The following is a 22,141-nucleotide window of genomic DNA, read 5'->3' as shown; positions in this document are numbered from 1 at the left end:
TATGCGGTAATTAGTTTGACTTATCAAAATATCAAAAGCGATACAGCAAACCGGTAGTAAAGTTAGTCAGGGTGGTGTTGAAGAAATTCACATCCGAATTAATTTCGCCGTATGCCACGCCTGCATAGGCAGACAATTTTTTCACGTCAAAGATATTATTTTTGAACAGTACCACGTTGGCGGCAAAATCAGTGGAGTCAGTTTTTTGGCCGAAGACTGGGTTGGCATCTGAATAATCGGTTTTGCCTAAATACAGGTTACTTACGATGTTGTATTGCGAATCCTCAGAGCGCCAGAAATAACTTAACAAGCCACCGAATTGTGTATTGCTCATCGCATCGCCGTCCAATGAGTTATCGACATAACGAAACTCAGGGATCAGTGATTGTCGTTGATCAATAGCATAGAAGTAGGAGACTTTGCTGGTATGACTCTTACCGCTACGCTTGAGCATGTTAACTTCTTGCTGAGTTAAGGTGCGGCCCAGAATTGGGTCGATATTGTTCAACAAAAATTGGCCGCTGTTCTCGCTGTCGACTGAGATATCACGATAGCTGTAATCGGCAGAGAAATTGCTGCCCATGATATTTTGCCAGCCCACTTGTACACCGTTGATATCACGGCGTGTGTCGCTGCGATCGGTGCCAATGGCGTACGGGTCTTGCCACACTTTATTCGGTAAACCGGAGAATACATACGATACGGAAACAATACCGCTTTGGCCTAAACGCTGACGCACCCCCAGTTGCTGAGAGAAGTCCAGACGCACGGTATCTTGGATCAGGTTACCCAGATAGAACTGAGTGCCACTGTCACCCAGTGTATAACGCAAGTCGAGGTTAAAAGCAGGGCTTACCTGATTCTTCCCTGAGGGATCACTGGTCAGGCTGTTAACTTGTTTGTTCGCACCATCTTCGCCGCTTGGGCCAAGGTACAGGTTTGATGAGTTGCGAGTTACGTTTACGCCCGCAGAAACAAATCCTGACCAACCACTTTCTGTTGGAATATCAAATGGTCCCGCCGCATTTGCGTAGCCAGCTATAGTGAGCAAAGGGAGAGTAATTAGCGCTTTAGTCTTCATGATGATCCTGATTATAGTTATTTAGTGAGCCCACTCACGGATATTGCTTTCTCAATGTAACGTTAATGCATTGTTTTTCAATGCAATTTATGGGTAAATACATTTTCTTATTATCAGGCGCTTATCTTATACCGGTTAGTCATAGAATACTGTTTCGATATTGTTTCTCGCGAAATATACAAATACATCTGCAATTAAGTATTTACGCTACCAGCCACTTTGCAACATTAAAGCAAGCTCGTTACGCATGTTTACATGCTGAAATGTGATCTTTGTATGACTTAACGCTGATGATCGGGTACACCAAAGACGGTTTTATTTGCTTATTTTGTATTCGGCAGAAAATAACGGATTGTCCTGCTCAAGTGAATATCAATTCAACATGAAATCTGAATGGTTACCTTATCATTATGCCAATGAGTACGATTACCCGATCACGATTGAAAATGATATTTATCAGCATGTCGCTGGTATTTTCTTCAGTTACACACGCCGCTGAACATAGTAATGGCTTGCCTTCCTCAGTGATGAGTGAAAGCGCTATCCGTGACAGCAATATGCAAGCATGCGCAGAGCGATTACACTTTGATAGTGTGCAAGATTACATTCACTATCTTGATACCCATAATATCGATATGGATAGTATTACCGAAAATGGCGTCCCTGCGCTGTATTGCAAAGATTTGCCGTTGGACATGAAAAAAATCAGCGGTGATACCAAGAAAAACACATTTATTATGATCATGCTTCCGGTGATCAAAAAAATAAATCAGCAAATTGAAGATGACCGTAGTCAATTAATCAGTTTGCACGCTAAACAAGAACGTGGAACTCCGCTATCACCAGAGCAAAAACTGTGGTTAGAAAATTTAGCGGATCAATATGACGTAAGCAGTGGGAATTATCGTGAACTGCTACAGCGCGTGAATACTATTCCCGCCTCGTTAGTGTTGGCGCAAAGTATTCAGGAAAGCGGGTGGGGGACATCTTATACCGCGCGAGCGGGTAATGCATTGTTTGGTCAGCATCGATCGCCAGGCAATCAAAATTACACTGTTACCGTTGATCGTGGACGAGTGCATCTTGCTGGTTACGATACCATCCATAACGCGGTTTCTGCATATATCCACAACCTCAATATTAATCCAGCATATAAACACTTACGCCAAATTCGCGCTGATTTACAAGCGAGGGGAGAGCCGCTGTCAGGTTACCAATTGGCGCAAGGTCTTGTTCATTACTCCACGCGTGGCAAGTCTTATATCCGCGATTTACACCACTTAATTCGAGGAGCTGACTTGGAACAATATGACGATATCAGTCTGGCGGATAACCCACCGGTCACAGTTAGTTTTCAGGATGCCTAAACACACAATTCTGTGGTGTTAAAATCAGTGTGGATTAGTGATGTTATGCTGATAGATACGTCGTCTAATCCACTCTTTACTCTTTTATTTATCCTATCTTTTTAGTACCACATCAGGTAATCTTCTATATAGAATACATTAAGTCATCATACAGTTTATTGATATACCAAAAGGTAAGCGCTTCGCGCTGAACTATCCCTTTAAAAAAGAACTCATCACAAATGACAGATCATCTTAAAGAAACAAAATACCGTATTGACTGCGCGCTCGATGAGCTTGAACATTTTCTAACGGAAAACCCGCTACAAGCATTATGGTTATACGAGCTACCACAATGGAAAAGGGACGATGAAGGAACGTTACCCGATACTATCCCTGTCACTGAAATTCATGGAGGTAATGAACTCACGCCGCTACTCATGAAAATCTATCGACAATTTTATGCACCAGAACCGGAGGGAAGGGATGATGAACCTTCGACCAAAATCGTGCAGCGCTATCCCGGCATTGCCGTCTGCTCCGGTTCACATGAAGAATTAACCGAGCTTATTGGGCAAGTGAATCAAGCCAAAGACGCCTTCGCGGCGGCAATCAAAGCTGTAGGGAACCCTGATCAGCGTTTCGAAGCCGTGCATTCACGTTTCCCCATGATGATCACCTTGCAGGCAACTCGATATTTAAAAGTGTTACCCTGTAACACCACACGCATCAGTTTTGCATGGCAAAAACCCATTGCCTCAAAAAGTGATCACGACAAGCTCAACCGTCAGTTATTGCTAGAAAAGCTCACTCAAGAAAGGCGCTATCCACCGGTTAATATTGCCATGCAATTAGACGGTGATATTTGGGCGGCTCAAATCGAAGAAGAAATCGCACTGGTCGAAGCGTTGCCTGAAAATGCACGTTTGCGTTATCGCCGTGTGCTGCGTGAAGTTCCGCAGGCCAATTGGGTGTATGAAACCTTTGATGCAGAGCAGGGTGAGATCATTGAATTGCGCGGTAACGGTAAGGTCAATTTGCCTCTGCTCACAACGCGAATGCCCGATAAACTCAAAGGGTTAAAAAGCTATGATCGGCAAAAAGCCGAAGCAAAACATCGCCGTCCTGTAGCGAAAGGTAAGATTCTATTGCCGCGATTAGGCATCGAATTAATCCCTCAGTAGACTGAGATCAGGTTTAATTTTATAAGGCCCAATCACCATGAGCGATTTACTGGTATTTCTGATCCAGCTGCAAAGCGTGTTTGATGCGCATGCTTGGCTCGCCCAAATCCTGATTGTGGTGATATTTACCGCGATCTCATTAATTGCTTGGTTTGTCTTTCGTAAGAAAAACCGTAATAGCCGTGACTATCACAAATACTTGTGGCGACTGTTTTGGCAAATCAGCTCACCGGTAATCTTGTGGAGCATCTTCATTCTGAGCAGTACGCAACTACTCAGAATTGTCGCCAATGAGTTTATGCCATCACTTAGCGGTATTATCGGTGATATTCGCTTATTTGCCGTGCTTTGGGTGATGGTTCGCGGGATTTTCAAATACCTGAACTCGGTTGAGAAAGTGCAAATTATGCACGGCAAAGACTCAACCACCGTGAGTGCCATCACCAAGCTCAGCAAGTTCTCAGTGCTCTTGCTATTTTCTCTGATCATCGCCGATTACTTTGGCGTCAGCTTTTCTGGATTACTGGCTTTCGGTGGGACAGGAGCCATCATCATCGGTTTAGCCGGCAAAGATATCCTGTCGAACTTCTTCAGCGGCTTGATGATCTACATTGACCGGCCATTTAATGTCGGGGATTGGGTCAGCTCTCCAGATAGAAATATTGAAGGCACCGTGCAGTCGATCGGCTGGCGATTAACCAAAATCTTTACGTTCGATAACCGCCCACTGTATGTCCCCAACTCGGTATTTTCGAATATCAGCGTTGAAAACCCAGGGCGCATGACCAACCGTAGAATCACCGCCACCATTGGTCTGCGCTATGAAGATGCAGAGAAAATGGATGATGTTGTGAACGCAGTCAGAAGCTATTTACAGCAACACGATGCCATCGATCAAACGCAAGATTTACTGGTCAGTTTCAATGAATTCGGCGCGTCATCACTGAATTTTTCCATCTACTGTTTTACTAAAACCAGCGATTGGGCTGAGTGGTTAGCCATCCAACAACAAGTCTTTTTGCGCATTATTACCTTGATTAAAGAGCAGGGCGCGGCATTAGCATATCCTGGCGAAACCGTGTTTTTGCAATCGGTACCGCTAAACCGTCCGGGAAATGCTGGCTCAGGTTCGAGTAACGGCGGAGTCGGCTCAGTGACTCTCAAATCCTAGCGTTGCGTTAAAAGATAACTGTCGCTAAAGCAGGCTGAAAATCAGCCAGTAACATCAAAGAAAAAACGGGTTTACCAGTACATTTTACTGAGCGCGACACTTAGCACTGTACAAATGCGGTAAACCCGTTTCAGTTCGTGATGCTCGTGATGTAAGTTTTACGGAAATACTGCCGGCTCAACTCAGCGTATATGACGGCCACCATCGACATGCAATGTGCGTCCGGTAACGTAACAGCTGCTCAGCAAATACGACACCGCCTCGATAATTTCTTGTTCGCCCGGTGCGCATTGCATCACTGATTTATCCAAGGCTTTTTGTTTGTACTCGTCTGAGTCTTGCGGATTGAACATAATCAAAGCCGGAGCAATCGCATTTACCTTAACTGCGGGCGCAAATTTCTTGGCAAATGAAAGTGTCATGTTCTCCAATGCCGCTTTACTCGCTGCGTATGCAATGTGTTTATCACTGCCTTTTTCCACCACATAATCGGTAAAGTGGATGATATCCGCTTTCGGTGCAAAAGACTGCGCTAACAGATGGTTAAGCAGATAGGGGGCTTTGACATGAATTTGCATCATCGCATCTAACGCATGTGACAGTGTCACAGCATCATGTCCATCTTTTTCCCATGCCGAGGCATTGTGCACCAATGCGCGAATTGAGGTATTTCCCCATTCCTTCAGTTGCTGGGAAACCCGTTCTGCAAACTCGTTAATCCCGCGATCTGTACTAAAATCAGCATACAGACAGCAGACACCACGCTCGCGAAGTTCTGCCAATTCAGGGTATTCACTCCGGTAACTAATGATAACGCGTTTAGCTTGCTCGCTAAAAAAGCGGGTCAGCGCATAGCCAATCCGGCGCGCGCCACCGGTAATGATATAAACCTCATTGCTCATTTCTGACTGCATGACATGTATCTGTTCGGTGAAGGTGATATGCTGTATTGATATCCTGAAATGCGCCACAGCTCAACATCTGAATCGGATTTTTGCTTTACCACTCTGATAGATAAGGTCAAAATCAGGGGGAAGGAGGATTATCGGGTTATGGCAATGGTAGACACTGATACTGTCGAGAGCCGTACAGTAGTGACGTTTGACTACACGGCGTTTTTGGCTGAGTCCTGTAAGAAGAAATGGAGTTTCATTGATGCGATTTACAGTGTAATACCATTATTTGGATTTGTGCTTAACAGTCAGATAAATAAAGATAAAAAGACAGAGGATCGTTTGCGTGATTTAGCACTGCAAATTCTGTCTACGCAAATCAGCGATGAAAACAATATCGCCCGTCTGATCAGACTGGCCAAACAGCAAAAAATTACCCATCTTCGGGTGTGCTTGCCTTATGCGTTAAACGCATCTCAGCTTTCATCGATCGAAAAAGAGTGCCCATCGGCACAACTTCAGCAGCAAGATGAGTTCCTTGATGTGAATATTCACTGAACACGTTGTGTGTCATTCAGAAGATCAATTCTGAGCATAGAACTTAGATAGCAGCTATAAAAAAACCGGCAATATATGCCGGTTTTTTTGCTCTCACATCGAGAAATGAAATGATGCTAGCGTTAGGAAATGCCTTGTGACAGCAACCATGCCGCTGGCAATACACTCAGTAACAGCAGGGAAACTCCAACGCGATCCATCTTCTTCAGTGGCGTACATTCGCAATCATTACGGCGCGCATAGAAGAAAATCAGCAAGCCTGGAGCATACATCAGCACTGACATCATCAGATGAGTCAGACCTGATGCGTACAGCAACCAGATCCCATAAATACACGCACCCGCACCAATCGACTTCAGCAGAACGCTTTGCTTTTTAATGGCCAACTTCAGCAAGAAAGCACCGACCAAGAAGTAGGGAACCAGCACCATTTCAGAGGCAATGGTCAGCAAGGTGTTGTAGGTGCCACCGTACATGTAGATCAGCAACAAGGCAATCTGTACCGCACCATTGGTCAGCCATAAAGACGCCGCCGGAGAACCGTTGGCATTCATCTTCGACAAGTAGCGCGGAAATGCACCTTGCAGCGCGGCCACGTATGGCACTTCAGCGGCCAGAATAGTCCAGCTCAGATAAGCTCCGCACACAGACACAATCAAACCAAGGCTGATGATGATTTTACCCATCGGGCCAATCATCAGATCCAGCATACCGGCCATAGATGGGTTACGCAGTTCGGCGACTTCGGCACGCGGCATGACGCCCACCGCCAGCAAAGTCACCAACAGGTAGATGCCCAGCGCAGAGAGCAAACCCAGCATAGTGGCACGGCCGATATCATGTTTGTTCTTCGCACGCGAAGAAACCACAACGGCACCTTCAACACCGATAAACACCCAAACGGTGATCAGCATGGTTTCTTTAACCTGCTGCCAGATTGGTGTGTCTAACGCGGCACCGGTGAAATCCAGATGGAAGGTTTCCCATTTAAAGAAAAATGCCGCCAGTACAATAAATGCACATAGCGGGATCAGCTTCGCAATGGTCGCCAACATATTGATACTGGCCGCTTGCTGTACACCGCGCAGGATCATGGCATGCACAATCCAGAGCAGGGCAGATGCACCGATCAATGCCTGCCAAGTATTGCCATCACCGAAAATGACATGACCGGGAGAATCCGTGAAAAAACTAAGCGTCGCAAATACAATCACCAGATAAGAAACGTTAGCGATAACAGCACACAGCCAATATCCCCACGCCGAGCAAAAACCAACAAACTCACCGAATCCTTCACGGGCATAAGTAAAAATCCCGCCTTCCAGATCCGGTCGCAGCCTCGATAAATGTAGTAATGCAAGTGCTAGAAAAATAATGCCAACACCAGTAATGGTCCAGCCAATCAGTAATGCGGCGGGACTGGCCACGGCAGCCATATTTTGGGGCAGGCTGAAAACACCGGCACCAACCATGGAGCTAAGAACCAGTGCAGTGAGTGCACCAAGACCAAGTTTTTTGTTCAATGTGGGGAGATCCTGAAGAATGGTCTAAACAAGCCGGTAGGAGATTACCGGCCCCAAGCATTATATTTTTACGACATAAAGTTTTATCCGGTGCTTACGCTGCGAAATATTCTTCGATGCCATTGAATACTCGCGAATTTTACGCACATGCTTTGGCATCAGCAAAGTTTTTTTACCCATGAAGGACTGATTTCTCAGCAATTAAGTATGAAATCACGTTGTAGCGCAGCAAATGTAATCAGCTAATTAGCAATACGCACAAAAACGATCGCGTAGCGTAATCAGCTTGTTGACATTAGGCCATTTACTACAAACCAAGCGCGTCAGAGCTGGCTAACACAGCCTAAATTTTGGTTTCGCTACGCAAAAATTTGTTGGCACTGTATCAGGCCGATTTTCAGATTTCACATAGCGCGATCAGCCTAAATCAGCGCATGAGCGAGTTAATAAGATGAGTGAGTTATGTGAAGTATCGATAACATTAGTCTGACTGCTACAGAGCCACTAAATAGCCAAGCGACATCATCACATAAGTACGCACAATGCCGGATTATGGTAAGTGACTCCAAAAATTCAGGCGTCAGAATTGCAAAAAATAATCTGCAAAAGAGAATTTCCGAAAACTTATAAAAACGGATGTTTAATTGTAGATGCGTGTTTTAACTCATAAAAACTTTATTTTTCGCTTTCACGAATGCGGTTTAACCCGCGAAGAAGCTGCTGAACTTTGTTTTGTATCTGTGAAGGAAGTCACAAAATGGGATAACGGGAAAAACATCCCGCCGATATGCAAGCGGTTGATGAGATGGTCAAAAGGACGCGAGCTTGGTGGAAATTTCGCCGGATGGAAGCTGGAAGACAACGGAAGATGGCTGATTTCAGCAGAGGGGCACAGGATGGCCCCACAACAAATTTTGAATGCTGTATACATAGAGCATCTGTACAGAGAAGAAAAAACACGGAACGAAAATATCAAGCAGATGCATGTACTCAGGGAGCTGCGGAAAATGTCGAGGATATAAAATCAGCCGACGAGCTACAGGAATGACAAAAATCGAGAAAGGATCTCAACAAAAACCAAAGGAAACTTCAGTGCAAAAATCAAAGTAGCGAAAACCCCCAAGATGAAAAAACACATAGGTGAAAGCCAAGAAGATGACGAGCGTTGACAATGTAAACCACGATGAATACTGCGAAGATTCGATGTACGGATTTCTTTAGGAAAAGAGCGATGACGCCGAAATTCCTTTGGGTTGTAGATATCATCCTTGTTAAACATAAACACCTCCTTGTCATATCTATCATATCAAAAAGAGCATTTTTTAACCGAGTGTAGTAGTGAAGTTGGGAGGTATCACCCCGTATTACTATACGGGGTAGGAGAGAGGCTGAACGGACTCATATGGACAAATCATGGACGGCAAAGAAGCGCCGCCCACAATTTGACCACAATCGCCGGAAACAAAAAGGGCACGGAGAGTTGCGCTCCGCGCCCAATAAGTTTTTTCTGTTTTTTATAAAAGCTAAAGACAACTAATAGTCATCAACTGACCCTTATATTTCATCTGGGCATTGCAGCCATCGATACCGGCCAAAGGTATACCATAGTAGACATAGTCGAAAGGTATCTCATCCTGCCCAGAAATTTTGACAATGGCGTAATCGTAGATGACCCCTTGCGGCGTATGCTTAGCTGAATGGCCAGTTATACGAAACTCAGCCGGAGGCGGTAAAGCTGGAACTGTTTTTTTTGCCTCTGCCGGCGGCGATGATTTTGCAGGCTCAGAAACAGACTGAGATTGCTCAGTTGGTGCAGGCTCATCACTAGAGAAAAAATAGTAATAGATGATGTAACAAGACACGGGAAGCATGAAAAACAGAAAGAAAAGTAAAGATTTCCAAGGAACCGGAGGCCGAACACCTTTAGGCGTTAAGATTGCAGGGTCACGGATAACATAAGCATCGGGACATTTGCGAACAAATTTAAGAATCGTTTTGCCTGGTAACAGCGAATAGCTAGCCCGTAAATCAACGTCCTTATCACCTAACGTTTCAATACCCGATTTAAACTCATAGTTAGTATCGTAGTAATTGTAATAAATCTCAGGCTTGTAACGCTCGGTCTTAACTAAATCACGTTTCCACGTAAATGATGGAGAACCGGACTTTTCACCTGTATATGTAGAAGCAATATTAATTTGCGGCAATGCAAAAAAAGGCTTTTTTAATTGCTGTAATGGCTTACCAGTTTCACGGGCAATTTTAGCTAGCTTAGCTTTCTGGATACCCTGATAAATATCATATAAATCAGATAGAAAGCCAAACCTAACCTTGTCATTCCAAGAGGCGCAACGGACAGTAAATTGAGCACAAGCAGAGATAACCTGCTTATCCATAAGCTCAGGATTTTGAACAAGAAAATATACATCCCAGCCAAATTTGCGCAAGTGAAGAACATAGTTGATAAAGGCTTTACGGCTTTTATCATTCCAGTCACGACAGTTAAGCCAAGTACCGCACTCATCAAATATCAGAGCGCCTTTATTAATTTTATCATCGTCAGGACAGCCACGCCCCAATAAATCGAAATCTTCCATTCTAGGATGGTCAGGCAAACGAAAAACAGGCTCATGACCATTAGGATTCATATACTCAAGAAAGAAATCAAAGTTCGCAGCAACACGCCTACCTTGAATTAAGTAATCCTGAGCAATTTTAGCAGCAAAGATACCCTTACCAGCGCCGAGAGTACCAGTTACAAGGTAATTAGGCATGTTACACCCTCACATTGCGTGCAGATGCCAAAATGCGAAGCGCTTGCATTTTATAGCGGAAAAACATACCAGCAACTTGAGCGGCGATAATTTGAGAAAATATAGCGCCAAAATTATTTGGCAATAAAGACAAACCAGCCGCTAACGCACCCTGAGCAGGAGCCTGAGAAGCTAAAGAACCAAGAATAGCATTAATGGCAGTGGTAAAAGTAAGAAAAAGTCCTATAAAAATAGTTAAAGTAACCAAAGCGCCCTGAATAGCAAAAATTTCACGTTCAGCACTTAAGCCAACAATTCTACCAATCCATTGAGCAATTCGAGTAAATAAGGCACCCATAGAAACCCCACTATAATCGTGTTGAACGAACAGAAATGCGATAAATAGTTAATAAACCAATAGCCTGAAAAATCCAAGCAACGAAAGGACGTAAATTCGCATCATAATAATCGCAATGCTGGCCTATAGTTACGGATTGAGCCGGTATAGTCATAGAAAGAAATGCGATAGATGGAATAGTAAAAACGTATGGTATGCAGGAAGAATAAGAAGGAATACCAAACATGCCAGAAGTGAAATTAAAAGAAGGTGGAGAAGGTAAATTACCTAACATGTTATCAATAGGCTTGAAGGCATCAAAATAAGAGTCATTGGTTAAAGAATCAGGAGAACCCAAACCAGCAGCAGAATCATTATCAATACGCAAATCACGCTGAGCCAATTGAGCGGCAGTTAAACCCTGCTCAAGATTAAGAACATTAACATTAACATCATTAGTTACCTCGACAGGTAACGGATTAGGGATAATAAAGCCACCATCAGGAGTAGGTTTTATTTCCGTGCCAGTATCTGGGTCTGGATTAGGGTCTGGATTAGGGTCTGGATTCGGATTAGGAATCGGTTCAAGACCGGGTAAAGGCCACGGTAACGGCCAACGACCAGTATCTGGCTTAGATGGATAAAGAGGATTATCAGGTGTTGGCGTTGGTTGAGGTGTTGGAACAGGAGTAGGAAAAGGCTTAGTAGGCTTAGCAGGAGGCGTAACAGGCTCAATTTTTTCTGGCCAAACAGGGTCATTGGCCGGAAATGACGGATAACGAGAGGGCGGAATAGTAAATGGCTCAGACTCAGGTTTTATTTTAGGAAGAGCAGAAGATACAAAATCATCAAATTGTTTCTCAACAGGAGCGCCAACAAAATAAACTTTTGCATGAACATTTTGACTTTTATATTGAGTATTATAGCCCTCGCCCGTCAAATATTGACCAGTAACAACAAAACCATAAGTAACATATGTAGATGTTTTATCATTAAATATAGGATTCGAAACATCAATATTGGAAATGCCTTTAGCGTCAAGTTGTTTAATAATGGCGGCCTTAACAGCACCAAAGCAATCAACAACAACAAAGCCTTGAGGTGGATAATATTGCACAAAATTATCAGAAGAAGATGCAGAGCAATAGCCACCCGAACCATTACCGACAACAGTACCGTCAGGTAATAAATAATGACCAGCTAAAGCAGCCAAACCAGCCCAAAACGCAACTTTAGAACCATGTTTTTTCACCCAATCAGAGACACCCTTTACAGGCGTTTTAACTTGACCACCATAAACAAGGTCAATTGCAGCCCAAGGAGATTTGCCCGCAACAACATTAATAGCGGCTGTTACGCCAGCATCAATAACCGTAGCGCCAACAACAGACGCAACAACAGAACCAACGGCAGGTAAAATAGCGTGCGCTTGATAAACGGGGGCAATAGCAATTAGGAAGGACAAAAATAGTGCGGTAATTTTTTTCATAAACCCCTCACCTAACAGGCGCAGACCCCCGAAAGGGAGTCTGCACCTGTTAACACCAGTAGTTAACTAGCGGCTTGACCGATGAGAGACTTGACCAGACCGATAGACGCAGAGGCACCAACCTTAGCGGTCAGCACAACGAACGCAGCGGCAACGATACCGCTGATATACGTTACCAGAGTCGTTGCAACAGCATTGGCAGAGGCCGCAGGGTCGAAAGCGCTAGCTTCGGCAAGCGCAGCAGGAGAGATAACCGCAACAGATACAACGGCAGCGGTGTTCAGAATTGCTTGTTTATGAGTAGCAACGAACTCTTTTGTTTTCTCAAAATTAAACATAAAAAACATCCCTATAGAGTGACGCGATGAAAAGACTGAAAGAAAAGCTTAATCACAACACCAACACAGACACCTAGAACGAAAAATAACGCTGTATATCCAATCACTGCATTGAACGCATCAGGCGCTAAAACATCAATTCTAGGCGGCTCAGAAGGCACAACAATTTCAGCATTTGTATCAGTCGGATTTAATGGGGTATCTTCTGTCTGAGTTGTATCAGTCATAGATTCACCCCAATTAGAACGCCAAGGCCGCCCGCTAAAACATAAATTTCTAGCGTTGCAAAGACGAACTCAGCAGGAGTCATTTAATCGTCCTCATCCGCTTGAGCAGCAGCAAGCTTTTCCTGCTTGAGCTGGCGAACGATGTTGGAGATAAAGAAAAGCAGGAAACCACCAACAATGCAGATGAGGCCAGTAACGTTTTGGGGAACACCCAAGAACGTCAACGCGCAATAAACAAGAAAAAGAAAAATAACTTGATAAAGAAACTGCTTAGAACTGGATGATTTACTTTGTACGTTTTCCATGAAAATTCCTTTTTTGGACAATGAACAGGTGAATGAAAAATCATTCATCTATGCACTGATATTCATCCATTTTGCAATTTTAATAGCAAGACGCTCACCAAGAATAGCAGCGGGAATCAAAATCAATCCAAGCGCAAAAGCAATGATGTAAGGTGAAATGTAAACGCCTTGAATGTTCATTCTTCGTCATCCTTGCGAAAGCCAAAAAATTTATCAAAGTAAGGTTGAAGAAACACAGACAAAGGCTTTGATAAAAAATAACCAACAACAAAAATCAAGAGAGGTACTGAAATAAAAAATAATTCATCAATCATATTGCAATCCTTGCAAGAAGATTCAATGCCCAATCAAAAATCCAGAAAGCGGCGGCGATGAAGAGTACAAAGTAAAATTTCAACATGGCCGCCTCAGAGAGCAATCAGACCAATTCAAAGTCAGAGACAATGTTACGCGCCGGATTTTTTGGGTCAGGGGAGAGAATCAGGTTCATTTGCGCCGGAATGTTCTGAATCAAACGAGAATAAAATGACATGTCATTAATCATAGAGATTTCTTTTTCTTCCAATCCAGAACGCTGGATATTGTGGTCATCAGAAACAAAAGATTCAGCCTGAGTCTGATAAATCACGCGAGCAAAAGAGTACGGCTTAGGTGTGCCGGATTTCTTTGAAATGCCACTAGCGATTTCAGCACGAATAACATTAACTAACATGGTAGACATAGATTAATCCTCGTTTAATGACTCTAAATAGGCGAGTCTAGCCTTTTCAAATTCAGAGAGTTTAGATGCCAAATAATCAGAGATAGACGAACGGAACGTATCATCCGTATCTGAACCACAAGACATATAAACCGGAGTTTGTAAGTGGTCAGGTATATCAAATTCAGACAAATGCGATGTCAAACGCTCAACAACATCATCAGGTGACATTTGAAGAACATTGGTCATAAAGTTGAGCATTTTTCCGGTATGAGTAGCAGCATGCTCAATGCTCTGTAAATACGTAGACTTATACGCACGATGACGAGTAGGGATAACCAAAGGTTCAGATTCCGGCATTAATGCATAGTCCAGAACCCAAGCAAGAGCCGGATACGAACCGGCCAAAAATTCATTTGGCTGGATTAATATTTCAATAGGAATATCACGGCTCTTATTGTGAAACTCGACCTCAAAACGAATCCAATTAGGATATTCCGCGCATGAAAGCTGTTTACCTTTTTCATACGCACGGAACAATTTCCCATTTTCACGATTACCGACATAACAGCAACGACCACCAGTCGGCACCATGCCATAGCGGCCAGATGGTAATTTTTGACCTTCACCAGAATGGACAGTACGCCATTTAGGCATCTTGCCACCCTTAGCTGAACGGAAGAGGCCATCGCAATACCAGCTTTCAACATCGTCATAAACATGCGCGCCCAATAAATCATCGTAGGCAACATCGACACGAGTTAAACGAACGCCGTTAACCTGAGACAAAAGCGCATAAACTTTAGACATATCTAAAGCAGCGCAAGCAGTACCGGACAATGAGACGTAGCAGCCGTGGTTTTTAGCACCCCACGCAACTGCGCCACACTGTGCGCCATTGCAAATAATATGAGCTGAATTGGAGTAGCCAAACATGCCAGCCGAACGAAGTTTTAATGACCAAAAATTGCCCGGCTTAGAGCAGTAAACAACCAAATCAAACAGGAAATCATCGATATGAGATGCGCAAAGGTTATCTAACGCCTGAACACCAACAGCAGACAGGCAGCTTAACCAGTTATCTGTAAATTTATCCGTATTGACCTCAACAGATGCAGAACCAATTGCACGGGAATACATCTGTGAAAATACATTGGCGGTTACATTTTTGATTACATCAGGATGTACACGATTTGAATCGATATATTGCATCATGGACGGAAAATCCAACGGCTCATAAGTGACAGAGCTCACCGGCTTAAGTGATGCAAGTGGAGAAGATGACAGAACATCAGTAGGAACCGAGCGCAAACGTGGAGTTAGGGCAGGGTTATGTAAGCAATCAACATCTGACAAATAATCATCAACTAGAACACAAGTTTCAGCCACCAGAACGCCAACCTTAGCAAGCTCTTTAAGCTGCCGAATTGGCTCAGGTGAGAAGCTGAAACTCAGCCAGTCGATAATTGACGTAGACATTATTCAATTGCTCCAAAATCACCAAACTCACCAGCGAGCCAAAGCTCATGGCGGTTTTCGTTGGTTACTTCGATAATTTCAACATCAGACCCGTAACGCGCTGTGGCATAACTGACAAACTGGGAAAGAGAATCAAACAGCTCAGGATGCCCATCAATGAGGGCATATACTGAACCGTCTGTATCGGGCATTTCGTGATAGATTCTCATTTCTGATATGCTCAGTTACGTGATATGTAATCAAGCTAATTACATAACGTGTAAATTGCAATACATGCAATTGAGCGCATGAGACGATAGAATGAGCAAAAAAAGGGGAAACGAATGAATACGAATGAACTACTAAACGCCTACAAAAAGGCTAAAGGATACGAAGAAGATAAGCAGGTAGCCGCCGACTTAAACACAAGCGGCGCGACAATCTCAAGAATCCGAAAAGGAACAATGAAACTCAATGACAAACAAATAGTTATCCTTGCTGAACAAGCAAATGTTGATGCAAAGGAAGCATTGCTGGGAATACACGCTGAACAGAACGAAAACCCAACCATCAAGGCAGTTTGGGAAGACATGCTAAAAAAGTATAAAAGCTGCGGTTATGTTATCCAAAGCCTTGCTGCATGGGCTTTTGCAGCCGCAGCGATTCCAGCACTTGAGTGCGCACAATGTATATTATGTTAAATAGATAATGAGAAAGGAGCTTCATGCATTATCCGCCAGCCAGACCATGCTAACGGACACTCTAGATAACAATCCACTAACAATCGACACTCGCCTACTCCACCCATAAATCGCTGTAATTTGCGTTCATTTTTCACACAGTTCTGTTAGCGATAAAATCCAACCATGGCGTCGGCAACGTTTCACTCAGTAGACGTTGTTGTTCTTCAGTTCGCGAGTTCCAAAATGGCTGCCAGAAATATTCCCACCAATATGCGATTTCACCTTGCAGTGATCCCAACTCGTCCGGATTTAACTGCGGAAATGCCTCCATCGGCATTGGCGCTAACCATCGACTTTCCGATTGAATGTGCTCAACACACTGCGCATCATTAGTCACTACCGTAACTATGATTCCCGCAAATGCTGAGTGCTGGCACAGATAAATGCTCGGAGTTTGATCAGATGCCAATGACTCACTCCCATCCCTAAAACTAGCATTCGCGAAACATGATTTTTGCTGTGAGGTTTGCAATGGCTGAGTCAGTAGCCGTAGTGCTGTTTGCTCTGGTATTACTGAATCCGTTGCATAACCTAGCTGGCTCAGCAACTCGGTGAGAAACAGCATTTGTTCTGACTTGATCAACCAAGACAATGTCCAGGCGTGGAACTCAGGTATAGATGACGCTGTTGCAAGCGGATACCCTACTCTTTCCGGCAAACTTTGCGTGGCATAAGGCATTAGAAATGGTAGCGCCCATTTGGGATAACGCCGCCGTAAAACATGTAATCGGACTGCATCACGCATGCGCACTATACGTGAACTCCATAACGCCAATATTCCGGTTGCGGCTTTCATTACGACTCTCTACATCCCTGCATTCTGAATTTTCTCTATGTATTATCCACGAAACATCTATTGAGCGATGTGCACTGAATCAGTAGTTAGCAAGCAAGAAAAAACCGGCTTCAGCCGGTTTTATGTGAGCGCCGATTTGCTAAGTGTATTCGACGTATTCATACGATCATCAAACGTTCAGTATGGAACAATGTGCCAAACTTCCTTAATCTTATCGCCACTTTTATCGCCTTTTGCCTTATCCTGTGCATAGAGATAAAGCGGCTTTCCTTTATAGGCCCACTGATATTTGCCATCACCACGGGCCACCAGCGTAAAATCGCCCACAGGTTTACTGCCTGTCGCCGCTAAATATGGCGGCCAAATAGCGGCACATGCATCAACGCAAGTACTGGCACCCGGCTTATCCTTATCAAAGGTATATAGAGTCATGCCCGTTGCACTGACCATCATACCGTTCTCGGCATAAGCAGGTTTTGTGACACCGTAACCGGCATGAGCAACACCGGTTAATGACCAAAACAGTGCAAGAATCATTACCATCAGATATTTCATCTTTCCTCCTTGCCGTTCCCGTTCCAACTGACCAGATGACTAAGCATATCAATCACTCAGTCACCCTCACTTTACCCTGATAACGCTATGCAAAATCTGCTTATCCACACGAGGGTTTATCGTGGCAATTTTCGCAAATAACCCTCATATATGACCAAAAAACAGACTGAAAGTTGTTTTTTATCGCCCCATTACGCTATGCCAGCAGTGTTATTCAATCCACCAGCCGATTAAATATAGCTCAATGCATAGGTGTTGGTTATGCCGCCAGATAAAAACTCTAATTTTACTGGATATAACCCCCGTGAAATTTTATACCGCAGCCGAAATTCATTAGAAATCGATTAGTTATGGTTATACCTGTACGTAAACCAAAATCGCGAGGGTCATTAGCTCCCTGCAGCCGATAACACGCCAGAGTGAAAGCAAAGGGAAAACAAGGAAGCGAAGCTAGGCAAATCACAGAACGCAGATAAAGAAAAACCGCCCGAAGGCGGTTTAAAGATAGAGAGATGAAACTCAAATAGAGTTATACACAGTCGTGAGCTTATAGATATAACGTCTCGCCTGCGCATCATTATGTTGCTGATTTATATAGCTATAAACCTGCTCTGGCGACATCCGGTTAATCTTTTGAATCGCTTTTTTCTTATCCGGATGGAAAGATCGCAATAGCGCCCCAGCCCCATTACTGTAAGCCGCCATCATCGCATAACGCATGCTTTTCGGATGACGGATCCCCGCCAACTGCCGATCACGCAAGATGCTCAAGTACGCTGTGCCAGTATCAATGTTATTGTACGGATTCAGTAAATAAGCTTTCGATGGCATCCCCGAACTATTTTTGTAGACTCGGAACACTTCTCGTCCAGCGGTATCGCGCTTGATTTGCATCAGACCAATGGCGTTAGAGCGACTAATCGCGTTCGGGTCAAAACTGGATTCCACCTGAATCAGCGCCGTAATTAGCTTCTCATCCACATTATAACGACGGGAGGCTTTCTTAATCGCCGGCATGTATTGTTTCGCACGATAGCTTAGAACATCACTGGAGTAGTTCGGTTTTGGCCCCCGATGACTCCCCTGTGAACCCGCACAACCGGCCAGAACCAAAGCCACGACTGCAATACCTAACCAGGACTGCATTTTTTTCATTGATAACAACAGATAATCTCCCAGAATATCCCGGCGCAAGAATTTCCGCGTAAGTTTAGCAATCTCAGTAAAATGAACCGTATGCAGAATCCGTAATCTGTGATGACGGTCTGCTATTTTATATTTGTCTGACATGCATAACGCGATCGGGTCATTTTTTCTTTAACAACCAAAGTGTTAGTCAATCAGATCTAACAGATGTTCCCTTCGGTGTAAGGAAATCTCTTTTCGTCATGCAGGCACGGTTGCGGTACGGGTCAGCTGAGCAAATCGCACCCCTTTTAGCCCAGAGATAGCATTACATAACTGCTCAATACGTGTTCCCACGCCGCGAATAATAATGGTTTCCAAACAGTTAAAGTGATCGATATGTACATGTGTCGTGCATAAAACATGCACATGATGATCGTGTTGGATACTCACCAGTTTTTCCACCAGCCCCGTTTGGTGATGATCATAAATCAGCGTTAGCACACCCACCAGCTCACTTTCGCCCTCTTTCCATTCGTCACGAATCATATCTTCACGAATCAAATCGCGGATATATTCAGAACGTGAACTGTATGCGTGACGTTGTAACTTAACATCCAAAATGTCATTCAGTTGCTTTGGAAGAGAAACCGTAAAGCGCTGAGTTTCCTCGTTAATATTTGCCATATTCCATTCTCTGCTGAAACACAATCACACATTCAGGTAAATGTGACACCGTCATTTTCGTGACCTGACGCACTAAGTCATCAAATCTGATTTGTTACCATTCCCGTCAGTAATACTAAATCATAAAAAGTATTACTGACTACCCGATGATGCACTCGATGAACCATTCCTAAAATAAAGTTCTTGATGCAGCACGTTGTCTACCACAATAACAATAGCCATAAGAAAGCGCATATGATCTTACCACACTTACCTTCGAGCTTAACGGCACGGAAAGTAACACCTCTGGCTTCTGTTCTCGGAAGCACCCTACTCGCCATGACGCTTATCACACTAGCGGCGCCAGTCGAAGCCAGAACATTAACGTTAGCAATTGGTGATGGCCCCACCGAAGGTTTTGATCCGGTAATGGGTTGGTCACATACCGGAAACCCACTATTTCAAAGTACGCTAATCCAACGTACCCACGACTTTTCATATGAAAATGAATTGATTGAAAACTACCAGATTAGCCAAGACGGGAAAACGTGGACGATTACGCTTAAACCTGATCGCCTATTTTCCGACGGCTCACCTCTTACCTCTAAAGATGTGGCCTATACCTTTAACGCCGCCAAAGCCTCCGCGGGCAAAGTCAACATGGGGCGCTTTGTCTCGGCAGAAGCGCCGAACGCACAAACCGTTGTTCTGCACCTCTCGGCACCACAAAGTACCTTTATTAATGTACTGGCCTCGTTAGGCATTGTGCCCGCAGGTAAACATGGCAGTGATTATGCTTTCCATCCGATTGGCTCTGGCCCTTATACGTTGGTGAGCTATCAACCCGGCCAACAAATGATTATGGAAGCGAATCCGTATTATCAAGGCAAGAAAAATGACTTTGATAAAGTGGTGTTGCTGTTTATGGATGAAGACAGCGCTTATGCCGCCGCACAAACCGGTCAGCTGGATTTGGTGAAAATTCCACAATCTTTGGCTTCAGTGCCCGTATCCGGCATGAAACTGCTATCACATAAAAGTGCTGATAACCGTGGCATTATGTTCCCGATGGTCAAAGCCGGCGCCAAAGATAAAGATGGCAACCCGATTGGCAATGATGTCACTGCCGATGTGGCAATTCGCAAAGCCATTAACTATGCAATTAATCGCCAACAATTGGCCGACCAATTACTGGAAGGTCATGCTGTTCCTGCATTTAGCGCCGTGTATGGTTTACCGTGGGATGCACCGGATGTCGCTTTTAAAGACGGTGATGTGAAAAAAGCCATCGATATTCTGGAACAAGCCGGATGGAAAGATACTGATGGCGACGGCGTGCGTGAAAAAGACGGTGTACGCGCCGAACTGACTCTTTGGTATACCGCCGGTGACACCACGCGCCGAGAAATATCACAAGCGGTGCGCGAAATGGTCAAACCGCTCGGGATCAGCATGAATCTACGCTCCGGTAGCTGGGATGAAGTCAGCCGCTATATGCATGCGAACCCCGTATTGTTCGGCTGGGGAAGCCTTGACCCGAGCGAACTCTATAACCATTACCACAGTAGTAAACGGGGCGTGGAATTCTTTAATCCCGGTTATTACAGCAACCCTGCCGTTGATAAACAGCTCGATTTAGCGATGAATACACCAGACTGGAAAACTGCGCGCAGTTACTGGCAACAAGTTAACTGGAATGGAAAAGCCGGCGTCGGAATTCAAGGCGATGCCGCTTGGGCATGGTTGCTGAATCTGCAACATACCTATCTGGCTAACCCATGTCTGGATATGGGGAATGTGCCCACCGAGCCCCATGCCTATTGGAGTGTGCTGGGTAACATTACCGAGTGGAAATGGACATGTCAGTGATGTCCACGCTAAAACAGTGGTCAGGCAAACTGACCGGGCTGGTTGGTCGTGGCGTGTTGTTATTGTTTACCGTCGCGCTGGGCAGCTTTACGCTGCTCAGCTTATCGCCGGTGGATCCTGTTCGTGCCTATATCGGTATGGATGCGCTACGCATTGACCCCGAACAATACGCTAAAATCGCTGCACGTTGGGGGCTAGATCAGCCCGCTTGGAGTCGTTTTCTCAACTGGTTAAGTAATATCCTGCAAGGTGACTTGGGCTTTTCTCAAGTCTATAACGCTCCGGTTGCTGAAGTTATCAGTGACCGTTTTCTTACGTCGCTGGGTTTGCTTGCTGGAGCTTGGTTACTTTCCGGTTTGTTCGGCTTTGCGCTTGGCGTGTTAGCCGGTCGGCGCAAAGATTCTCTGACCGATAAGCTAATTTGTGCACTCGCCTACATTATGGCGTCACTACCCGCCTTCTGGATTGGATTACTTCTTCTCTCTGTGTTTGCCGTACAACTGGCGTGGGCGCCAGTATGCTGTGCGCTGCCAATGGGGATGTTACCCGAACAAGCCACATGGACGATGCGATTACAGCACATGATTCTACCGATGCTCACTTTAAGCTTAATCGGTACCGGTAATATTATTCTACATACCCGCGCGCGTCTTATCGAAATCATGCAAAGTGACTTTGTTCGCTTTGCCCGCTCACAAGGTGATGGCGGTTTACCATTATTACGCTTTCATCTATTACGTCATATCTCAGCACCAGCACTGTGTTTGCAATTTGCCTCTTTTGGCGAATTGTTTGGCGGCTCCGTATTGGTTGAAAAAGTGTTTGCTTATCCAGGATTAGGCCAAGCCACCATTGATGCAGGGTTACGCGCGGATGTCCCCCTACTTTTGGGAATAGCGTTGTTCAGCGCCCTCTTTGTCTTTACTGGTAACCAAATCGCAGAATGGTGGATTCGCTCACTTGACCCACGGCTAGCCAAATCTCGCTCTTACCGAAACTCTTACAATGAACACTGCGATACAAC

Annotated in this window: 25 protein-coding genes and 1 pseudogene; 8 read left to right on the top strand and 18 right to left on the bottom strand. The window is 44.5% G+C overall.

Annotated features, from left to right (window positions below; genetic code table 11):
- Positions 1–31 precede the first annotated feature (31 nt).
- Positions 32–1,081, bottom strand: coding sequence for a DUF2860 family protein (locus L975_RS10590; protein ID WP_039044714.1), 1,050 nt, complete (start codon positions 1,079–1,081; stop codon positions 32–34).
- A gap of 461 nt (positions 1,082–1,542) precedes the next feature.
- Between L975_RS10590 and L975_RS10585 the strand changes: the two genes are divergently transcribed.
- The 3 genes from L975_RS10585 (at position 1,543) to L975_RS10575 (ending at position 4,782) form a co-directional block, all read left to right on the top strand.
- Positions 1,543–2,448 (top strand): glucosaminidase domain-containing protein, encoded by a 906-nt coding sequence (locus L975_RS10585; protein WP_177326637.1) that lies wholly within the window; start codon positions 1,543–1,545, stop codon positions 2,446–2,448.
- A gap of 221 nt (positions 2,449–2,669) precedes the next feature.
- A complete protein-coding gene (locus L975_RS10580) occupies positions 2,670–3,611 on the top strand; it encodes a DNA replication terminus site-binding protein (protein ID WP_072033064.1) in 942 nt (313 codons plus the stop codon).
- A gap of 37 nt (positions 3,612–3,648) precedes the next feature.
- On the top strand, positions 3,649–4,782 hold the full coding sequence (locus tag L975_RS10575; RefSeq protein ID WP_052181407.1) for a mechanosensitive ion channel family protein: 1,134 nt from the start codon (positions 3,649–3,651) through the stop codon (positions 4,780–4,782).
- Between the two features lie 182 nt (positions 4,783–4,964).
- On the opposite strand, the gene folM is transcribed toward L975_RS10575, so the two are convergent.
- A complete protein-coding gene (folM, locus tag L975_RS10570; RefSeq protein ID WP_156121200.1) occupies positions 4,965–5,696 on the bottom strand; it encodes a dihydromonapterin reductase in 732 nt (243 codons plus the stop codon).
- 138 nt (positions 5,697–5,834) lie between these two features.
- Here folM and L975_RS10565 point away from each other — a divergent pair, with 138 nt between their 5' ends.
- On the top strand, positions 5,835–6,233 hold the full coding sequence (locus tag L975_RS10565) for a hypothetical protein (protein ID WP_010863547.1): 399 nt from the start codon (positions 5,835–5,837) through the stop codon (positions 6,231–6,233).
- 122 nt (positions 6,234–6,355) lie between these two features.
- On the opposite strand, the gene L975_RS10560 is transcribed toward L975_RS10565, so the two are convergent.
- A complete protein-coding gene (locus L975_RS10560) occupies positions 6,356–7,756 on the bottom strand; it encodes an amino acid permease (protein ID WP_010863548.1) in 1,401 nt (466 codons plus the stop codon).
- 650 nt (positions 7,757–8,406) lie between these two features.
- On the opposite strand from L975_RS10560, the gene L975_RS10555 reads away from it, so the two are divergent.
- Entirely contained in the window at positions 8,407–8,778 is a 372-nt protein-coding gene (locus tag L975_RS10555) for a hypothetical protein (RefSeq protein WP_047708566.1), read from the top strand.
- Between the two features lie 501 nt (positions 8,779–9,279).
- On the opposite strand, the gene L975_RS17285 is transcribed toward L975_RS10555, so the two are convergent.
- The 11 genes from L975_RS17285 to L975_RS10510 form a co-directional block, all read right to left on the bottom strand.
- Positions 9,280–10,530 (bottom strand): zonular occludens toxin domain-containing protein, encoded by a 1,251-nt coding sequence (locus tag L975_RS17285; RefSeq protein WP_052181406.1) that lies wholly within the window; start codon positions 10,528–10,530, stop codon positions 9,280–9,282.
- 1 nt (position 10,531) lies between these two features.
- Positions 10,532–10,867 (bottom strand): DUF5455 family protein, encoded by a 336-nt coding sequence (locus L975_RS10545; RefSeq protein ID WP_047708564.1) that lies wholly within the window; start codon positions 10,865–10,867, stop codon positions 10,532–10,534.
- Positions 10,868–10,877: 10 nt separating this feature from the next.
- The gene (locus tag L975_RS18185) at positions 10,878–12,335 is read right to left on the bottom strand and encodes a hypothetical protein (protein ID WP_156121199.1); all 1,458 of its coding nucleotides are present in this window, start codon (positions 12,333–12,335) and stop codon (positions 10,878–10,880) included.
- A 62-nt stretch (positions 12,336–12,397) separates the two neighbouring features.
- Positions 12,398–12,673 carry a hypothetical protein gene (locus L975_RS10530; protein ID WP_047708558.1) on the bottom strand — a complete coding sequence of 92 codons (276 nt, stop codon included), beginning with the start codon at positions 12,671–12,673 and terminating at the stop codon, positions 12,398–12,400.
- Between the two features lie 11 nt (positions 12,674–12,684).
- Entirely contained in the window at positions 12,685–12,900 is a 216-nt protein-coding gene (locus L975_RS18180) for a hypothetical protein (RefSeq protein WP_156121198.1), read from the bottom strand.
- A gap of 83 nt (positions 12,901–12,983) precedes the next feature.
- The gene (locus L975_RS10525; protein WP_047708556.1) at positions 12,984–13,205 is read right to left on the bottom strand and encodes a hypothetical protein; all 222 of its coding nucleotides are present in this window, start codon (positions 13,203–13,205) and stop codon (positions 12,984–12,986) included.
- A gap of 48 nt (positions 13,206–13,253) precedes the next feature.
- Positions 13,254–13,385 (bottom strand): hypothetical protein, encoded by a 132-nt coding sequence (locus tag L975_RS18645; RefSeq protein ID WP_255359276.1) that lies wholly within the window; start codon positions 13,383–13,385, stop codon positions 13,254–13,256.
- Positions 13,382–13,519 carry a hypothetical protein gene (locus L975_RS18175; RefSeq protein ID WP_156121197.1) on the bottom strand — a complete coding sequence of 46 codons (138 nt, stop codon included), beginning with the start codon at positions 13,517–13,519 and terminating at the stop codon, positions 13,382–13,384. The genes L975_RS18645 and L975_RS18175 overlap by 4 nt, the downstream gene beginning before the upstream one ends.
- 104 nt (positions 13,520–13,623) lie before the next feature.
- Entirely contained in the window at positions 13,624–13,926 is a 303-nt protein-coding gene (locus L975_RS10520; protein WP_047708554.1) for a hypothetical protein, read from the bottom strand.
- Positions 13,927–13,929: 3 nt separating this feature from the next.
- The gene (locus tag L975_RS10515; RefSeq protein ID WP_052181405.1) at positions 13,930–15,384 is read right to left on the bottom strand and encodes a replication initiation factor domain-containing protein; all 1,455 of its coding nucleotides are present in this window, start codon (positions 15,382–15,384) and stop codon (positions 13,930–13,932) included.
- Positions 15,384–15,593, bottom strand: a complete 210-nt coding sequence (locus tag L975_RS10510; RefSeq protein ID WP_156121196.1) for a hypothetical protein — start codon at positions 15,591–15,593, stop codon at positions 15,384–15,386. Before L975_RS10510 ends, L975_RS10515 begins: the two co-directional genes overlap by 1 nt.
- Positions 15,594–15,707: 114 nt before the next feature.
- Between L975_RS10510 and L975_RS10505 the strand changes: the two genes are divergently transcribed.
- A complete protein-coding gene (locus L975_RS10505) occupies positions 15,708–16,064 on the top strand; it encodes a DUF3693 domain-containing protein (protein WP_047708550.1) in 357 nt (118 codons plus the stop codon).
- 133 nt (positions 16,065–16,197) lie between these two features.
- Here the strand turns inward: L975_RS10505 and L975_RS17280 are convergent, their stop codons facing one another.
- The 4 genes from L975_RS17280 to nikR all read right to left on the bottom strand — a co-directional run bounded on the left by L975_RS17280 (position 16,198) and on the right by nikR (position 19,269).
- Positions 16,198–16,902, bottom strand: coding sequence for a hypothetical protein (locus L975_RS17280; protein ID WP_052181404.1), 705 nt, complete (start codon positions 16,900–16,902; stop codon positions 16,198–16,200).
- Between the two features lie 177 nt (positions 16,903–17,079).
- Positions 17,080–17,457, bottom strand: coding sequence for a hypothetical protein (locus L975_RS10495; protein WP_010863550.1), 378 nt, complete (start codon positions 17,455–17,457; stop codon positions 17,080–17,082).
- A 519-nt stretch (positions 17,458–17,976) separates the two neighbouring features.
- Positions 17,977–18,603 (bottom strand): transglycosylase SLT domain-containing protein, encoded by a 627-nt coding sequence (locus L975_RS10490; protein ID WP_036769730.1) that lies wholly within the window; start codon positions 18,601–18,603, stop codon positions 17,977–17,979.
- Positions 18,604–18,843: 240 nt separating this feature from the next.
- Positions 18,844–19,269 (bottom strand): nickel-responsive transcriptional regulator NikR, encoded by a 426-nt coding sequence (gene nikR / locus L975_RS10485; protein WP_010863552.1) that lies wholly within the window; start codon positions 19,267–19,269, stop codon positions 18,844–18,846.
- Between the two features lie 318 nt (positions 19,270–19,587).
- On the opposite strand from nikR, the gene L975_RS10480 reads away from it, so the two are divergent.
- The gene (locus L975_RS10480) at positions 19,588–21,117 is read left to right on the top strand and encodes an ABC transporter substrate-binding protein (protein WP_052181403.1); all 1,530 of its coding nucleotides are present in this window, start codon (positions 19,588–19,590) and stop codon (positions 21,115–21,117) included.
- Positions 21,117–22,097 (top strand): annotated as a pseudogene (locus L975_RS10475) (ABC transporter permease); the annotation flags it as partial. The gene L975_RS10480 and the pseudogene L975_RS10475, both read left to right, overlap by 1 nt.
- Between the last annotated feature and the right edge of the window lie 44 nt (positions 22,098–22,141).

Source organism: Plesiomonas sp. ZOR0011, from assembly GCF_000800945.1.
GTDB lineage: Bacteria > Pseudomonadota > Gammaproteobacteria > Enterobacterales > CAMTGL01 > Plesiomonas > Plesiomonas shigelloides.
This window is presented reverse-complemented; position numbering and strand designations above follow the sequence as displayed.

Bases quoted from the DNA above. Each gene is read 5' to 3' on its own strand.
- L975_RS10590 (WP_039044714.1), bottom strand. From the start codon at position 1,081: ATGAAGACTAAAGCGCTAATTACTCTCCCTTTGCTCACTATAGCTGGC.
- L975_RS10585 (WP_177326637.1), top strand. From the start codon at position 1,543: ATGTCGCTGGTATTTTCTTCAGTTACACACGCCGCTGAACATAGTAAT.
- L975_RS10580 (WP_072033064.1), top strand. From the start codon at position 2,670: ATGACAGATCATCTTAAAGAAACAAAATACCGTATTGACTGCGCGCTC.
- L975_RS10575 (WP_052181407.1), top strand. From the start codon at position 3,649: ATGAGCGATTTACTGGTATTTCTGATCCAGCTGCAAAGCGTGTTTGAT.
- folM (WP_156121200.1), bottom strand. From the start codon at position 5,696: ATGCAGTCAGAAATGAGCAATGAGGTTTATATCATTACCGGTGGCGCG.
- L975_RS10565 (WP_010863547.1), top strand. From the start codon at position 5,835: ATGGCAATGGTAGACACTGATACTGTCGAGAGCCGTACAGTAGTGACG.
- L975_RS10555 (WP_047708566.1), top strand. From the start codon at position 8,407: ATGCGTGTTTTAACTCATAAAAACTTTATTTTTCGCTTTCACGAATGC.
- L975_RS17285 (WP_052181406.1), bottom strand. From the start codon at position 10,530: ATGCCTAATTACCTTGTAACTGGTACTCTCGGCGCTGGTAAGGGTATC.
- L975_RS10545 (WP_047708564.1), bottom strand. From the start codon at position 10,867: ATGGGTGCCTTATTTACTCGAATTGCTCAATGGATTGGTAGAATTGTT.
- L975_RS18185 (WP_156121199.1), bottom strand. From the start codon at position 12,335: ATGAAAAAAATTACCGCACTATTTTTGTCCTTCCTAATTGCTATTGCC.
- L975_RS10530 (WP_047708558.1), bottom strand. From the start codon at position 12,673: ATGTTTAATTTTGAGAAAACAAAAGAGTTCGTTGCTACTCATAAACAA.
- L975_RS18180 (WP_156121198.1), bottom strand. From the start codon at position 12,900: ATGACTGATACAACTCAGACAGAAGATACCCCATTAAATCCGACTGAT.
- L975_RS10525 (WP_047708556.1), bottom strand. From the start codon at position 13,205: ATGGAAAACGTACAAAGTAAATCATCCAGTTCTAAGCAGTTTCTTTAT.
- L975_RS18645 (WP_255359276.1), bottom strand. From the start codon at position 13,385: ATGAACATTCAAGGCGTTTACATTTCACCTTACATCATTGCTTTTGCG.
- L975_RS18175 (WP_156121197.1), bottom strand. From the start codon at position 13,519: ATGATTGATGAATTATTTTTTATTTCAGTACCTCTCTTGATTTTTGTT.
- L975_RS10520 (WP_047708554.1), bottom strand. From the start codon at position 13,926: ATGTCTACCATGTTAGTTAATGTTATTCGTGCTGAAATCGCTAGTGGC.
- L975_RS10515 (WP_052181405.1), bottom strand. From the start codon at position 15,384: ATGTCTACGTCAATTATCGACTGGCTGAGTTTCAGCTTCTCACCTGAG.
- L975_RS10510 (WP_156121196.1), bottom strand. From the start codon at position 15,593: ATGAGAATCTATCACGAAATGCCCGATACAGACGGTTCAGTATATGCC.
- L975_RS10505 (WP_047708550.1), top strand. From the start codon at position 15,708: ATGAATACGAATGAACTACTAAACGCCTACAAAAAGGCTAAAGGATAC.
- L975_RS17280 (WP_052181404.1), bottom strand. From the start codon at position 16,902: ATGAAAGCCGCAACCGGAATATTGGCGTTATGGAGTTCACGTATAGTG.
- L975_RS10495 (WP_010863550.1), bottom strand. From the start codon at position 17,457: ATGAAATATCTGATGGTAATGATTCTTGCACTGTTTTGGTCATTAACC.
- L975_RS10490 (WP_036769730.1), bottom strand. From the start codon at position 18,603: ATGCAGTCCTGGTTAGGTATTGCAGTCGTGGCTTTGGTTCTGGCCGGT.
- nikR (WP_010863552.1), bottom strand. From the start codon at position 19,269: ATGGCAAATATTAACGAGGAAACTCAGCGCTTTACGGTTTCTCTTCCA.
- L975_RS10480 (WP_052181403.1), top strand. From the start codon at position 19,588: ATGACGCTTATCACACTAGCGGCGCCAGTCGAAGCCAGAACATTAACG.